Source organism: Brachybacterium squillarum M-6-3, from assembly GCF_000225825.1.
GTDB classification, from domain to species: Bacteria; Actinomycetota; Actinomycetes; order Actinomycetales; family Dermabacteraceae; genus Brachybacterium; species Brachybacterium squillarum.
In genome coordinates, this window is the sequence record NZ_AGBX01000007.1 from 18,439 (window position 1) to 31,632 (window position 13,194).

General features: G+C 73.6%; 12 protein-coding genes. 6 read left to right on the forward strand and 6 right to left on the reverse strand.

All coding sequences use genetic code 11. From position 1 onward, the window contains the following. Positions 1 to 256: 256 nt before the first annotated feature. Positions 257 to 556 (forward strand): DUF4193 domain-containing protein, encoded by a 300-nt coding sequence (locus OM98_RS09650; protein WP_010534415.1) that lies wholly within the window; start codon positions 257 to 259, stop codon positions 554 to 556. Positions 557 to 680: 124 nt separating this feature from the next. Here OM98_RS09650 and OM98_RS09655 read toward each other — a convergent pair whose 3' ends face one another. Continuing rightward, positions 681 to 1,199, reverse strand: coding sequence for a DUF3093 domain-containing protein (locus OM98_RS09655; protein WP_010534416.1), 519 nt, complete (start codon positions 1,197 to 1,199; stop codon positions 681 to 683). Between the two features lie 63 nt (positions 1,200 to 1,262). On the opposite strand from OM98_RS09655, the gene dut reads away from it, so the two are divergent. From dut to acnA, 5 genes are all read left to right on the forward strand, one after another. After that, positions 1,263 to 1,769: a dUTP diphosphatase gene (gene dut / locus OM98_RS09660; protein WP_010534417.1), complete on the forward strand. Its 507-nt coding sequence runs from the start codon at positions 1,263 to 1,265 to the stop codon at positions 1,767 to 1,769. Positions 1,770 to 1,772: 3 nt separating this feature from the next. Then, a complete protein-coding gene (locus OM98_RS09665; RefSeq protein WP_010534418.1) occupies positions 1,773 to 2,513 on the forward strand; it encodes a DUF3710 domain-containing protein in 741 nt (246 codons plus the stop codon). A 7-nt stretch (positions 2,514 to 2,520) separates the two neighbouring features. Continuing rightward, complete coding sequence (locus OM98_RS09670; RefSeq protein WP_010534419.1) at positions 2,521 to 3,237, forward strand: DUF3159 domain-containing protein; 717 nt, start codon at positions 2,521 to 2,523, stop codon at positions 3,235 to 3,237. Positions 3,238 to 3,421: 184 nt separating this feature from the next. Further along, positions 3,422 to 4,744, forward strand: a complete 1,323-nt coding sequence (locus OM98_RS09675; protein ID WP_010534420.1) for a class I SAM-dependent RNA methyltransferase — start codon at positions 3,422 to 3,424, stop codon at positions 4,742 to 4,744. A gap of 288 nt (positions 4,745 to 5,032) precedes the next feature. Beyond that, positions 5,033 to 7,855: an aconitate hydratase AcnA gene (gene acnA / locus OM98_RS09680; RefSeq protein ID WP_175285975.1), complete on the forward strand. Its 2,823-nt coding sequence runs from the start codon at positions 5,033 to 5,035 to the stop codon at positions 7,853 to 7,855. A 218-nt stretch (positions 7,856 to 8,073) separates the two neighbouring features. On the opposite strand, the gene OM98_RS09685 is transcribed toward acnA, so the two are convergent. The 5 genes from OM98_RS09685 to OM98_RS09705 all read right to left on the reverse strand — a co-directional run bounded on the left by OM98_RS09685 (position 8,074) and on the right by OM98_RS09705 (position 13,162). Continuing rightward, positions 8,074 to 9,351: an APC family permease gene (locus OM98_RS09685; RefSeq protein ID WP_010534422.1), complete on the reverse strand. Its 1,278-nt coding sequence runs from the start codon at positions 9,349 to 9,351 to the stop codon at positions 8,074 to 8,076. Between the two features lie 54 nt (positions 9,352 to 9,405). Continuing rightward, positions 9,406 to 10,227 carry a type I methionyl aminopeptidase gene (gene map, locus OM98_RS09690; protein WP_010534423.1) on the reverse strand — a complete coding sequence of 274 codons (822 nt, stop codon included), beginning with the start codon at positions 10,225 to 10,227 and terminating at the stop codon, positions 9,406 to 9,408. Further along, the gene (locus OM98_RS09695; protein WP_010534424.1) at positions 10,224 to 11,267 is read right to left on the reverse strand and encodes a COX15/CtaA family protein; all 1,044 of its coding nucleotides are present in this window, start codon (positions 11,265 to 11,267) and stop codon (positions 10,224 to 10,226) included. Before OM98_RS09695 ends, map begins: the two co-directional genes overlap by 4 nt. Positions 11,268 to 11,399: 132 nt before the next feature. Further along, positions 11,400 to 12,221 carry an ABC transporter permease gene (locus OM98_RS09700; protein WP_010534425.1) on the reverse strand — a complete coding sequence of 274 codons (822 nt, stop codon included), beginning with the start codon at positions 12,219 to 12,221 and terminating at the stop codon, positions 11,400 to 11,402. Then, positions 12,218 to 13,162, reverse strand: a complete 945-nt coding sequence (locus tag OM98_RS09705; RefSeq protein WP_245528763.1) for an ABC transporter ATP-binding protein — start codon at positions 13,160 to 13,162, stop codon at positions 12,218 to 12,220. The genes OM98_RS09700 and OM98_RS09705 overlap by 4 nt, the downstream gene beginning before the upstream one ends. Positions 13,163 to 13,194: the final 32 nt, after the last annotated feature.

A 13,194-nucleotide genomic window follows, 5' to 3' on the forward strand; every position in this document is an offset into this window, starting at 1 on the left:
TGGCCCGAGTCTAGACGCCGCGCGGTCCCACCTGGGAATCCCCGGGGCGTGGCGGCCCCATGGACCCCGCGGGGAGCGGGGCGCGACACGCCGCGACGGCCTCGGGGCGCGCCATGTTGTCGCGGGGCCCGCGCTCTGCAATAATGCCGCCGCATTCGGCGTTGCGACTGCGGACCGACCCCCGGGGCGGCGCCCCTCGGAGCGACGCATCCCGACCGGTCGGACGACCGCACAGACAACCAGGAACGGACCGTAGATGGCCACTGATTACGACGCACCGCGCAAGAACGACGACGAGTCCAACGACGACTCGATCGAGGAGCTCAAGGGCCGCCGCAACGAGGCGTCCACCCCGACGGTGGACGAGGACGAGGCCGAGGCGGCCGACTCCTACGAGCTGCCCGGCGCGGACCTCTCCGGCGAGGAGCTGTCCGTCCGTGTGCTGCCCCGTCAGGCGGACGAGTTCACCTGCGCCAGCTGTTTCCTCGTGAAGCACCGCAGCCAGATCGACCATGTCGAGGGCACCCTCATCATCTGCAAGGACTGCGCCGCCTGAGCCGCAGCCCCGCACAGACCACGACGCCCGCCCCCGGAAGGGGGGCGGGCGTCGTGCGTGTCACGGGAATGCCGGTCCGGGAGTGCTGGTGAGTCCAGGGGGCTCCGGCACGCCCCGGTCGTCGTCAGCGGGAGGCGCGGGCGCTGCGCAGCGCGAGCGCCAGATCGCCGGGGCGGCGGGAGCTGGCCACCCAGGCGGAGGTCGGGTCGTCCTCGTCGTGCAGCGGCACCCGCACCCCGGAGTGGATCCAGCCGCGCGTGCAGTGGAAGGCCAGCGGCTCGAAGTCCACGCCCATCGTGCGCGCCCAGTCCTCGCCGTCGAGCACCTCGGGCTCGCCGAGCAGGTCGTGCTCCACGCGGGCGCGGCCCATGGTCAGGCCCTCGCGGTCCACGCTGAGCACCGGGGCGGTGGCCACGCCGAGCATCACCGCGACCACCATGCCGATGATCCCGGCGACCAGGGCGATCGTGGTGGACAGCGGCACCAGGATCACGCCGAACATCGCGCCGCCGATCACGAAGACCACCCAGGTGCCGGGGCTCGGCAGCAGCCGCTCCCGGAACAGGGGGGCGGAGCCCGCGGCGGCGGGGGCGGGACGGGCGGCGGGGCTCGGGCGGGAGGCGTCGGATGCGGCGGCGGACATGCGGCCATCGTCTCACGCTGGCCCTGAGCGGCACGGCGGCGGCGAGCGCCTAGGCTGGGGGTCATGTCGCACCCCGTCGAGACCGCCGCCGAGACCGCGCCGGGCACCGCCCCCGAGCTGCGGATCCGCCTGCAGGAGGGCACCACCGCGCCGCAGCGCGCCCACGCCGACGACGCCGGGCTGGACCTGGCCAGCGCCGAGGAGGTGCTGCTGGAGCCCGGTGCCCGCGCCCTGGTGGACACGGGGATGGCGATCGCCCTGCCCCCCGGCACCGTCGGGCTGGTCTGCCCGCGCTCCGGCCTCGCCGCCCGCCACGGCGTCACCGTGCTGAACGGCCCCGGCGTGGTCGACGCCGGCTACCGCGGCCCGGTCAAGGTGACCCTGCTGAACACGGACCCCGAGCAGGCCGTGCGCATCCACCCCGGCGACCGCATCGCCCAGCTCGTGATCGTGCCCTTCCTGGCTCCGGTGCTGCGCGAGGTCGAGGACCTCGAGGCCACCGACCGCGCCGAGGCGGGCTTCGGCTCCACCGGCGCCCTGGCCGCCGCCCCCACCGTGAAGGAGGCCTGAGCGATGGCCCTGTTCTCCCGCCGCAAGAGCGACGCCGCCGACCCCGCCGTCGAGGAGGTCGACGCCCCGGAGGCCGACGAGGTCGACGAGGCCGGTGAGATCTCGGAGACCGCCGACGAGCGCCCCGAGCACCTCGAGGACGGCCCCTACGACGAGTCCGAGGCCCCCGAGGAGGACCGCATCGACCTGGGCGGCCTGCGGGTCCCCACCATCGACGGCATGGAGCTGCGGATGGAGGTCGACCAGCGCAGCAACACCGTCACCGGCGCGAACCTGGTGATCGGCGGCTCCTCCCTGCAGGTGCAGGCCTTCGCCGCGCCCAAGACCCGCGGGCTCTGGCAGGACGTGCGCACCTCACTGCGCGACTCCGTGGTCAAGCAGGGCGGTACCGCCGAGACCCGCGAGGGCACTTTCGGCACCGAGCTGATCACCCGCCTGCCCGTCAAGCGCGCCGACGGCCGCACCGGCTACCGCCCCGCCCGCTTCATGGGCGTCGACGGTCCGCGCTGGTTCCTGCGCGGCATCCTCACCGGCAAGGCCCTCTCCAACACCGACCAGGCCCGCACCTTCGAGACGCTGTTCTCGCGCCTGGTGGTGGTGCGCGGCACCGAGGCGATGGCCCCGCAGGAGCTGATCCCGCTGCACCTGCCCGGGCAGCGCCCCGGCCTGGTGCCGCAGGCGGCGGAGAAGTTCGCCTCCCTGGACCCCCAGCGCCGCGGCCCCGAGATCTCCGAGATCGGCTGAGCGCCCGATGAGCGATCCCGGGCATCCGCAGAGCCCGAACGATGCCTCGACCTCGCCGGCGGGCCATGGACGGCGCTCCGCCTCCGGTCTCGGGGGCGTGCTGCAGGAGGAGGAGTTCTCCGTCGCGCAGGCGATCGGCGGGCCCCGCGGCGTCGCCGAGTCGGTGGTGCCCACCCTGCTGTTCGTGGTGCTGTTCGTCGCCACCGGCGCCGTCGCCGTGGCGGCGATCTCCGCGGTCGCGGCCGTGGTCCTCGCGCTGCTGGCGCGCCTGGTCCAGCGCCAGAGCCCCGCGAGCGCGCTGGGCGGACTGATCGGGGTGGGCATCGGCGCCCTGCTGGCGATCCGCTCCGGCGAGGGCACCGACTTCTACGCCCCCGGCATCGCCATCAACGCCGTCTCCCTGCTGGTGCTGCTGGTCTCGCTGCTGGCCCGGCGGCCCCTGATCGGTGTGGTCGTCGCCCTGCTGGACCCGCGGGTCGCGGACTGGGCCGAGGCCCCCGATGCCCGCCGCGTCTACACCCGCGCCACCGGGCTGTTCGCCCTGCTCTACGCCGCGAAGCTGGGGGTGCAGGTCCCGCTTCTGCTCACCGGGCAGGTCGCGGCGCTCGGCGTCGCCAAGCTCGTGATGGGCCTGCCGGCCTTCGCCGTGATCGCCTACCTCACCTGGCTGATGCACCGCGCGCTGCTGGCCCGCCGCGCCGCCCGCGAGGCCGCCGCGGCCTGACCCTGCCGTCGGCGCGGCTCCCGTGAACCCGGACACCGTGCACCGGACACCCGGCGTGAGATCCGACCCTGATACGTGAGGGATCCGCCAGGGGTGTCCACATCGCGGTCAGGAGGGTGCGACACTGGTCCCCGACACGCCGACGGACGCGGCAGACGTGGGCCGCAGGAGGGAAGGGGCGCCGATGAGCCCGGAGACGGATCGCACGGCCGGTGACGCCGCCGCCCAGGGACGATTGCTCACCCTCACCGCCGGGAACCCGGCCGCCGGGGGCACCTTCGTCGCCCGCCACGAGGGCCGCGTGGTCTTCGTCCGCGGCACCACCCCCGGGGAGACCGTCACCGCCCGCCTGCTGGAGGACCCGAAAGAGGCCGCCGACGCCCGCTTCTGGCGCGCCGAGACCATCGACGTGCTCGAGGCCGGGGTGGACCGCGTGCCCTCGGTGTGGGACGAGGCCGGCATCGACGGCGTCGGCGGCGCCGAATGGGCTCACATCGCCCTGCCCGCGCAGCGCCGCATCGCCTCCGAGGTGATGCAGGAGCTGCTGCAGCGCGCCGGCGTGCGCAGCTACCCGCTCGAGGAGGTCCAGGTCGAACCCGCCCCGCACGACCTCGACGGCCTCGGCTGGCGCACCCGCGTGCGCTTCGCGGTCGACGAGGACGGCCGCGTCGGCATGCGCGGCTGGCGCTCTCACGACGTCCGCGGCGTGGGCGAGAACCCGCTGGCCGCCCGTGCCATCCGCGAGCTGCCCCTGGAGGACTGGACCGCCCCCGCCGGCACCGAGGCCATCGACGTGGTCGCCCCCTCCACCGGCCCGGTCTCCGTGGTCCTCATCGGCCGCGAGCTCGACCCCGCGAGCGTCGAGGTGCCCGCCGCCTGGGGCGAGGCCGACGTGGCCGTGCGCACCGCCCGCGGCCTGCAGCCGCTGCGCGGCGACGGCAGCGTCCGCGAGCGCGTGGGGGAGCGGCTGTTCACCGTCGGCGCCACCGGCTTCTGGCAGGTGCACCGCCGGGCCGCCGAGCTGCTCAGCGAGGTCGTCACCGCCGAGCTGCGCCCCGCCGAGCCCCGCAGCGTCTGGGACCTCTACGGCGGGGTGGGCCTGTTCGCGGCCGCCGCCGCCGAGCTGGTGGGCCCCGAGGGCAGCGTGCAGAGCGTGGAGGGCAACCGCCGCGCCTCCCAACAGGCCGCCGAGAACCTCGCCGACCTCCCGCAGGTCTCCACGGCCACCGCCGACGTCATCGACTGGGTGCGCGCGCGCCGCGGCGGCGTGGACGCCGTGGTGCTGGACCCGCCGCGCGCCGGCGCCGGGGCCGAGCTGATGGGCCTGCTCGCCGCGGCCGTGCGCCGCCGCATCGTCTACGTCTCCTGCGAGCCCTCCACCCTCGCCCGCGACCTCGCCGTCGCCGAGAAGGCGGGCTGGCGCATCACCGACCTGCGCGCCTTCGACCTCTTCCCGCACACCCACCACATGGAGTCGGTGACGGTGCTGGAGCGCGCTGAGGCCTGACCTCTCGGAACCCCCCCCCGGAGGGCCCCGTCGGGCATCGCCCGGGGCCACCGCGACATGGCGGAATAACGCACTGATCGCATTCTCTAATTCACCCAGGACTGCCTCGCCTGAGCGATTCGGCTCACCCTTTTCCCAGTCCCGTCCACGGGCCGTGGGGGGGCGCTGCGTGCTATAGTTATCTTGACGTCAAGATAACTGATCCGGGGAGCGTGTCCCGAGGTCACGGCGCCGAACGGCCTCCTCCATGGGAGGGAACGGTCAGGTTCGGGGGTGATCCCGATTACGATGGTCGCGTTCGCCCACCACCAAAGGAGTGTGTGCCCTGTGAGCACCATCGACTCATTCTCCGCGAAACAGGACCTCACCGTCGGCGGGACCGACTACGAGATCTACGCGCTCGACGCCGTGGACGGCGCCGAGAAGCTCCCCTACAGCCTGAAGATCCTGCTGGAGAACCTGCTGCGCACCGAGGACGGTGCCAACATCACCGCGGACCACGTGCGGGCCCTGGCCTCCTGGGACCCCTCCGCCGATCCCTCGGTCGAGATCCAGTTCACCCCCGCCCGCGTGATCATGCAGGACTTCACCGGCGTGCCCTGCGTGGTCGACCTGGCCACCATGCGCGAGGCCATGCAGGACCTCGGCGGCGACCCCGAGAAGATCAACCCGCTGGCCCCCGCCGAGATGGTCATCGACCACTCGGTGATGATCGACGTGGCCGGCCGCCTCGACGCCCTCGAGAAGAACATGGAGCTCGAGTACGAGCGCAACAAGGAGCGCTACCAGTTCCTGCGCTGGGGCCAGACCGCCTTCGACGACTTCAAGGTCGTCCCCCCGGGCACCGGCATCGTGCACCAGGTGAACATCGAGTACCTGGCCCGCACCGTCATGACCCGGGAGGTCGACGGGGTGCTACGTGCGTACCCGGACTCCTGTGTCGGCACCGACTCGCACACCACCATGGTCAACGGCCTGGGCGTGCTGGGCTGGGGCGTCGGCGGCATCGAGGCGGAGGCCGCGATGCTCGGCCAGCCGGTCTCCATGCTCATCCCGCGCGTGGTCGGCTTCAAGCTGACCGGCGAGATCCCCGCCGCGGCCACCGCGACCGACGTCGTGCTCACCATCACCGAGATGCTGCGGAAGCACGGCGCGGTGGGCAAGTTCGTCGAGTTCTACGGCGAGGGCGTGGCCCAGGTGCCGCTCGCGAACCGCGCGACCATCGGCAACATGAGCCCCGAGTTCGGCTCCACCTGCGCGATCTTCCCGGTCGACGAGGTGACCGTGGACTACTTGCGCCTCACCGGCCGCTCCGAGGAGCAGCTCGCGCTGGTCGAGGCCTACGCGAAGCGCCAGGGCCTGTGGCACGACCCCTCGCAGGAGGCCGAGTACTCCGAGTACCTCGAGCTGGACCTGTCCACCGTGGTGCCCTCGATCGCCGGACCCAAGCGCCCCCAGGACCGCATCGTCCTGACCGAGGCGAAGGACTCCTTCCGTGAGGTGCTGCCCTCCTATGTAGGAGAAGACGCTGCGAGGATGTCCCTCTCGGGGTCCGACGGCTCCTTCCCCGCCTCCGACCCCTCCACCCCGGACTCGGACAACGAGGGCGGCGGCGCGGCCCCGGAGCACCAGCACGTCGCCGGCCGGGCCTCGAAGCCCACCCCGGTGGCAGGGCACGACTTCACGATCGACCACGGCATCGTCTCGATCGCCTCGATCACCTCGTGCACCAACACCTCCAACCCCTCGGTGATGATGGCCGCCGGCCTGCTGGCCCGGAACGCCGTCGCCAAGGGCCTGGTCTCCAAGCCCTGGGTGAAGACCTCCATGGCCCCCGGCTCCCAGGTGGTCACGAATTACTACACCAACGCCGGTCTCTGGCCCGACCTGGAGGCCCTCGGCTTCCACCTGGTCGGCTACGGCTGCACCACCTGCATCGGCAACTCCGGCCCGCTGGCCCAGGAGATCTCCGACGCGATCGCCGAGAACGACCTCTCCGTCACCTCGGTGCTCTCCGGCAACCGCAACTTCGAGGGCCGCATCAACCCCGACGTGAAGATGAACTACCTGGCCTCCCCGCCGCTGGTCATCGCCTACGCGCTCGCGGGCACCATGGACTTCGACTTCGAGAACGACGCCCTCGGAAAGGACCAGGACGGCAAGGACGTCTACCTGCGCGACATCTGGCCCAGCCCCACCGAGGTGGAGCAGGTCATCGGCGAGAACATCACCCAGGAGATGTTCACCGCCGACTACCAGGACGTCTTCACCGGCGACGAGCGCTGGCGCGGGCTGGACACCCCCGAGGGCGCCACCTTCGCCTGGGACGGCGAGTCCACCTACGTGCGCAAGCCCCCGTACTTCGAGGGCATGGGCGAGACCCCGGAGCCGGTGGAGGACATCCACGGCGCCCGCGTGCTCGCCAAGCTCGGCGACTCCACCACCACCGACCACATCTCCCCGGCCGGCTCCATCAAGGCGGACTCGCCCGCGGGCCGCTACCTGCGGGAGCACGGCGTGGAGCGCAAGGACTTCAACTCCTACGGCTCCCGGCGCGGCAACCACGAGGTGATGATCCGCGGCACCTTCGCCAACATCCGGATCAGGAACCAGCTGCTGGACGGCGTCGAGGGCGGCTACACCAAGAACTTCCTGACCGGTGAGCAGGAGTTCATCTACGACGCCGCCCAGGCGTACGCCGAGCAGGACATCCCGCTGGTCGTCCTGGCCGGCAAGGAGTACGGCACCGGCTCCTCCCGCGACTGGGCCGCCAAGGGCACCAAGCTGCTGGGCGTGAAGGCCGTCATCACCGAGAGCTACGAGCGCATCCACCGCTCCAACCTCATCGGCATGGGCGTGCTGCCCCTCCAGTTCCCGGCCGGCGAGACCGCCGAGTCCCTGGGGCTGGACGGCACCGAGATCTTCGACATCACGGGCGTGACCGCCCTGAACGAGGGCTCCACCCCCAAGACGGTCGCCGTGACGGCCGTGAAGGAGGACGGCTCCACCGTCGAGTTCGACGCGGTCGTCCGCATCGACACCCCCGGTGAGGCGGACTACTTCCGCAACGGCGGCATCCTGCAGTACGTGCTGCGGTCCCTGGCGGCCTGAGCACCGCGGGCGCGCCCCGCACCCGGGACCGGCCCCGGCCCCTCCTCGCGAGGGACCGGGGCCGTTCCATGGTTCGAGGCGCCGCCGCTCGTCTCCCGTCCACGCACGGGGCGGCGAGTCACGTTCGTGCGGGAAAGACCGAGGGTGCGTCACGTCTGCGTCGGATAGTCACCCTTATCCGTGCGCAGACGTGCCGCGCCCCGTCGGCGTGGCCGGGGTCAGCGGGCGCGACGGAGCCGCAGCAGTCGGTAGCCGACGCCGAGGGCGAACATCACCGCGGCCGCCGCGATCGAGACGGGCGGCAGGGTCGCCACCAGCACCACGCAGCCGATCGCGCCGAGCACCTGCCACCCCTTCGCGTACAGGCGGTCCGGCGCCTCCTGGGTGAGGGCGGCGAGGTTCGCGATCAGGTAGTACAGCAGCACGCCGACCGAGGAGAAGCCGATCGCCTCGCGCAGGTCCACCGTCAGCACCAGCGCGCTGACCACGAGGGCCAGGGCGATCTCGGCGCGGTGGGGCACCTGGTGGCGCGGGTGCACGGTGGCCAGCCAACGCGGGAGGTCCCCCTGCCGGGCCATCGCGAGGCTGGTGCGGCCGATCCCGGCGATGAGCGCCAGCAGCGCGCCCAGGGCCGCCGCGGCCGCGCCGATCCGCACCAGCGGCACGCCCCACTCCCAGCCGCGCACGCGCAGCACCTCCGCGAGCGGCGTGGGGGAGGCGGCCACGCCTGCGGCGCCGACGGTGACGAGCAGCGCCACGGCGATCAGCACGTAGACCGCCAGGGCCAGGCCGAGCGCGGTGAGGATCGCGCGGGGGATGGTGCGGCGCGGCTCGCGCACCTCCTCGCCCATGGTGGCGATGCGGGCGTACCCCGCGAAGGCGAAGAACAGCAGGCCCGCGGACTGCAGCACCCCGTACCAGCCGCCCGCCATCCAGCCGCCGTCTCCCATACGCAGCGAGACCACCCCGTCCAGGGCGGGCGCCCCGGAGGTCAGCCCCGCCAGCACCACCATCGCCAGCACCAACAGCACCACGGTGACGATCACGCGGGTGGCGGCGGCCGTGCGGGTGACGCCACGGGTGTTGATCGCCGCGAGCGCCAGCACGGCGGCGACGGCGGCGGGACGCTGCCAGGACTCCGGCACCGCGTAGGCGGCGAAGGTCATGGCCATCGCGGCGCAGCTGGCCGTCTTGCCGATCACGAAGCCCCAGCCGGCCACGAATCCCGGCCACGCGCCCAGCCGCTCCCGTCCGTACACGTAGGTGCCGCCGGAGGTGGGGTACTGCGCGGCGAGCTGCGCGGAGGAGGTCGCGTTGCAGTAGGCGATCAGCGCGGCGAGGGCCAGGCCGATCAGCAGCCCGGAGCCGGCGGCCGCGGCGGCCGGGGCGAAGGCCGCGAAGATCCCGGCGCCGATCATGGAGCCGAGGCCGATCATCACGGCGTCACCGGTGCCCAGTCGGCGGGCCAGGGCGGGGGAGCTGTTCGGGGTGCTCATCGTCGTCCTCGTCTCGGCGCCGGGGAGCGGGCCCCGGGGGTCACGTCCGGGGGATCAGGGCAGGGAGCTGCGCGGGGAGGGGTCGTCGGCGCGGGCGGTGAGGATCACCGGCTCGTCCTCGGTGACCTGGAGGGTGTGCTCGGTGTGGGCGCCGCGGGAGCCGTCGGCCGACAGCTGGGTCCAGCCGTCGCGCTCGTCGACCACCAGCTCGTGCGTGGTGGGCACCAGGAAGGGCTCGACGGTCAGCAGCTGCCCGGGGATCAGCTCGGCCCCGGCGCCGGGGGTGCCGTGGTTGGGGACGAAGGGGGCCTCGTGCATGGTGCGGCCCACGCCGTGCCCGCCGAAGCGCTGGTTGATCGTGTAGCCGAGGTCGTGGGCGGCCACCATCACGGCGTGACCGATATGGCCGACGTGGTTCCCGGCGCGCACCTGGTCGATCCCGGCCCACATCACCGTCTCGGTGTCGCGGATCAGCTGCAGGTCCGCCTCGGCGGGCGTGCCCACCACGACCGAGAGGCAGGAGTCCGCGACCCAGCCCTCCACCTGCACCGCGAAGTCCAGGGAGAGCAGGTCGCCGTCGGCCAGGACCCGGTCGTCGGGGCGCCCGTGCAGGACGCCCTCGTTGACCGAGGTGCAGATGACGTGGCCGAAGGGGGAGGCGCCGAAGGCCGGGTGGTAGTCCAGGTAGCAGCTGGTCGCGCCGGCCTCGCGGATCAGTCGGTGCGCCTCCGCGTCCACCTCCAGCAGGTTCCACCCGGGCTCGACGACCGCCCGCAGGTGCGAGAGCACGCCGGCGACGAACTCGCCGGCCGGGCGGGCCTGGTCGAGGGTGGGCAGCTCCTGGGTGGAGTCGCGGCGGCGACGGCCGAGGATCATGCGCGGGCCTCCGAATCGGCGGGGGCGGCGGGGCGGCCTGCGGGGGTCCCGTCGACCGGGAAGCGGGTGGAGAAGGTGCTGGCGAGGGAGGCGATCCCGGCGGTGAACAGGCCCGCGCCGAGCAGGTGCAGGGCCACCAGGATCTCGGGCAGGCCGGTGAAGTACTGGACGTAGCCGATCACGCCCTGCAGCAGGGTGACGCCCACCAGCAGCCAGGCCGCGCGCCGGGAGGCCCAGGGGGCACCGCCGCGGTGCAGCATGACCAGCATCAGCACCAGCAGCGCGCAGAAGGCCCACACCGCCAGGGCGTGCAGCCGGGAGATCAGCACCGGGTCGATGAGGATCCGCACCACGTCGCCGTCGTCGCCGGTGTGGGGGCCGGTGCCGGTGACGATGGTGCCGAGCACCAGCACCACCGCGCCCACCACGGCCAGGGCCGTCATCAGGGCGATCACCGCGCCCGGGACGGTGCGGCGGCGCGGGCCCGTGCCGTCACCTCCGCGGCGCAGCAGCACGGTCGAGACCGCGACCAGGGCCAGCGAGATCAGGAAGTGGGGGCTGAGCAGCGCCGGGTGCAGGTTCACCAGCACCAGGACCCCGCCGATCACGGCCTGGGCGAGGGTGCCGATCAGCGGCACCGCGGCCAGCAGCAGGAAACGCCGTCCCAGGTGCCGCAGCCAGCGCAGGGACACCAGCAGCACCAGGATCGCGACGATGCTGAGCACACCGGTCATCATCCGGTTGCCGAATTCTATGAAGGGGTGGATGCCGGCCTCGAGCGTCAGCTCGGGGGCGAACTCGCCGGGCTCGCAGTTGGGCCAGGTGGAGCAGCCCAGGCCGCTGCCGGTCAGCCGGACGGCGCCACCGGTCAGCAGGATCGCGATCTGGCAGACCAGGTTCGCCCACAGCACCGTCGCCACGATGCGCGCCCGGGCGACGGGGCCCAGACGCGGCAGCAGGGGCTCGGGCAGGGTCGAGAAGCGTCCGTGGATCTCGGGCGGTAGCCCGGTCCGCGCGGCGTCGGCTGGAGCGGTCGGCATGCCCCTGAGTCTAGGGAAGGAACCCGACGCAGGAGCGTCCAGGAAGAGTACTCGCGGCGACGATGGGAGCAATCCCGCACCGCGGCCCCGCGGCGGTCCGGCCCCGTGTGCGGAGAGCGTGCCCGGACGGCCTCAGCTGTCCGTCCAGCGGAACCAGCGCATCACCGCCAGGGTGCCCAGCACCGCCCAGGTCAGCAGCACGACCGCCGAGCCGAGGGAGAACGGCCCGTGCGCGAGGCAGGCTCGTAGCAGCTCCCCGAGCGCCCCGGAGGGCAGCAGGTCCACCAGGCCGCGCCAGAACCGCGGGTAGGTGGCGGCGGGGAAGGCGATGCCGCCCACGGCGACGAACAGCACGAAGGTCAGGTTGGAGACGGCCAGCACCGCCTCGGTGCGCAGCCGTCCGGCCAGCAGCAGACCCAGGGAGCCGAAGGCCAGGGTGCCCAGCGCCCACACCGGCACGGCCGCGAGCACTCCCAGCAGGGAGGGCCGCCAGCCGAGCGCGAGGCCCAACGCCCCGAGCAGCCCCACCTGGACCACGTGCACCAGCAGCGTCGCCAGCACCTTCCCGGCCAGGTAGCCGTCCCGGCCGAGCGGCGTCGTCGCCACCCAGCGCAGCACGCCGTTGCGGCGGTCGAAGCCGGTCTGGATGGCCTGGGAGGTGAAGGAGGTGGAGACCAGGGCGGTGGCCAGGGTCGCGGCCACGGCGGTGTCGACGGGGGCGATGCCCTCCAGGCGGCCGACGGGCAGCAGCCGCAGCCCGATCAGCACCATCGCGGGCAGGGCGATCGCGACCATCAGCTGCTCGCCGTTGGTCAGCAGCGCGCGGGTCTCCAGCCGGGTGTGGGCCAGGATCCGCCGCGACGGGGAGGCGGGCCGGGCGGCACGGCGGGGCGCCTGCGCCTCGGTGCCCGCGGCGGCGGAGGACGAGGGGGCGGGGCTCGGCATGTCGGTCATCGCGCCCTCCCGCGGAGCCGGGCGAGGGGGCCGCGCGGGGCCTCTGCGACCGGGTCCGGCTCCGTCGTGTCGTCCCGGCCGTGGTCCTCATCGGCTCGCATCAGGTCCAGCAGCACGGATTCGAGGTCTGCGGCGCCCGCGCCGCCGAGCTCCAGGCGTGCCCCGTGGCGGGCGGCCACGGCCCGCAGCTCCGCCTCCACGGCGTCGCGGGACTCGGGGGTGATCCCGTCGAGCCGGGCGGTGAGGCTGAGCGAGGCCTCGGGGCCGCGGTGCTCCTCGATCACCTCGGCCACGGTGCCGGAGGCGACGGCACGGCCGCGGGAGAGCACGTGCACCTCGTCGGCGAGGCCCACCACGTCGTCCATCAGATGGGTGGTGAGCACGACGGCGGTGCCGGTGCGGGCCAGGGAGCGCACCAGGGTGCGCACCCGCTGCCGGATCGCGGGGTCCATCCCGGCGGTCGGCTCGTCCAGGAACACCAGCTCCGGGCGGCCGACGACGGCGAGGGCCAGGGCGAGGCGCTGGCGCTGTCCTCCCGAGAGGCGCCGCACCAGGGTGCCGGCGAACTCGTCGATGCCGAGGTAGGCGGCGAGCTCGGGCACGTCCACCGGTTCCGCATAGAGCGAGGCGCCGTAGCGCAGCAGCGCCATCGCGGGCACTCCCGAGGTGAGGCCGCCGTCCTGGATCATCACCCCGACCCGGGCGCGGTGCTCGGGGCCGGCCGCGGCGGGGTCCTCGCCGAGCACCCGCACCGTGCCGCTGTCGGGGCGCAGCAGTCCGGTGGCGCAGGAGATCGCGGTGGTCTTGCCGGCGCCGTTGGGGCCGAGCAGGGCCGTGACCTGGCCCGGCCGGGCCGTGAGGTCGAGCCCGTCCAGGGCGCGCTGGGACCCGTAGGCGAGGCGGAGGTCCTCGGTGATCAGGGCGGGCGGCAGCGCAGTCATGGCGGCGACCATGCTAGGCCCCCGCCGGCCCC

Excerpts from the sequence above, each read along its gene's own strand:
- dut (WP_010534417.1), top strand. The coding sequence starts at position 1,263 with ATGTCGCACCCCGTCGAGACCGCCGCCGAGACCGCGCCGGGCACCGCC.
- OM98_RS09675 (WP_010534420.1), top strand. The coding sequence starts at position 3,422 with ATGAGCCCGGAGACGGATCGCACGGCCGGTGACGCCGCCGCCCAGGGA.
- OM98_RS09655 (WP_010534416.1), bottom strand. The coding sequence starts at position 1,199 with ATGTCCGCCGCCGCATCCGACGCCTCCCGCCCGAGCCCCGCCGCCCGT.
- OM98_RS09665 (WP_010534418.1), top strand. The coding sequence starts at position 1,773 with ATGGCCCTGTTCTCCCGCCGCAAGAGCGACGCCGCCGACCCCGCCGTC.
- OM98_RS09695 (WP_010534424.1), bottom strand. The coding sequence starts at position 11,267 with ATGCCGACCGCTCCAGCCGACGCCGCGCGGACCGGGCTACCGCCCGAG.
- OM98_RS09650 (WP_010534415.1), top strand. The coding sequence starts at position 257 with ATGGCCACTGATTACGACGCACCGCGCAAGAACGACGACGAGTCCAAC.
- OM98_RS09705 (WP_245528763.1), bottom strand. The coding sequence starts at position 13,162 with ATGACTGCGCTGCCGCCCGCCCTGATCACCGAGGACCTCCGCCTCGCC.
- OM98_RS09700 (WP_010534425.1), bottom strand. The coding sequence starts at position 12,221 with ATGACCGACATGCCGAGCCCCGCCCCCTCGTCCTCCGCCGCCGCGGGC.
- OM98_RS09670 (WP_010534419.1), top strand. The coding sequence starts at position 2,521 with ATGAGCGATCCCGGGCATCCGCAGAGCCCGAACGATGCCTCGACCTCG.
- acnA (WP_175285975.1), top strand. The coding sequence starts at position 5,033 with ATGGTCGCGTTCGCCCACCACCAAAGGAGTGTGTGCCCTGTGAGCACC.
- OM98_RS09685 (WP_010534422.1), bottom strand. The coding sequence starts at position 9,351 with ATGAGCACCCCGAACAGCTCCCCCGCCCTGGCCCGCCGACTGGGCACC.
- map (WP_010534423.1), bottom strand. The coding sequence starts at position 10,227 with ATGATCCTCGGCCGTCGCCGCCGCGACTCCACCCAGGAGCTGCCCACC.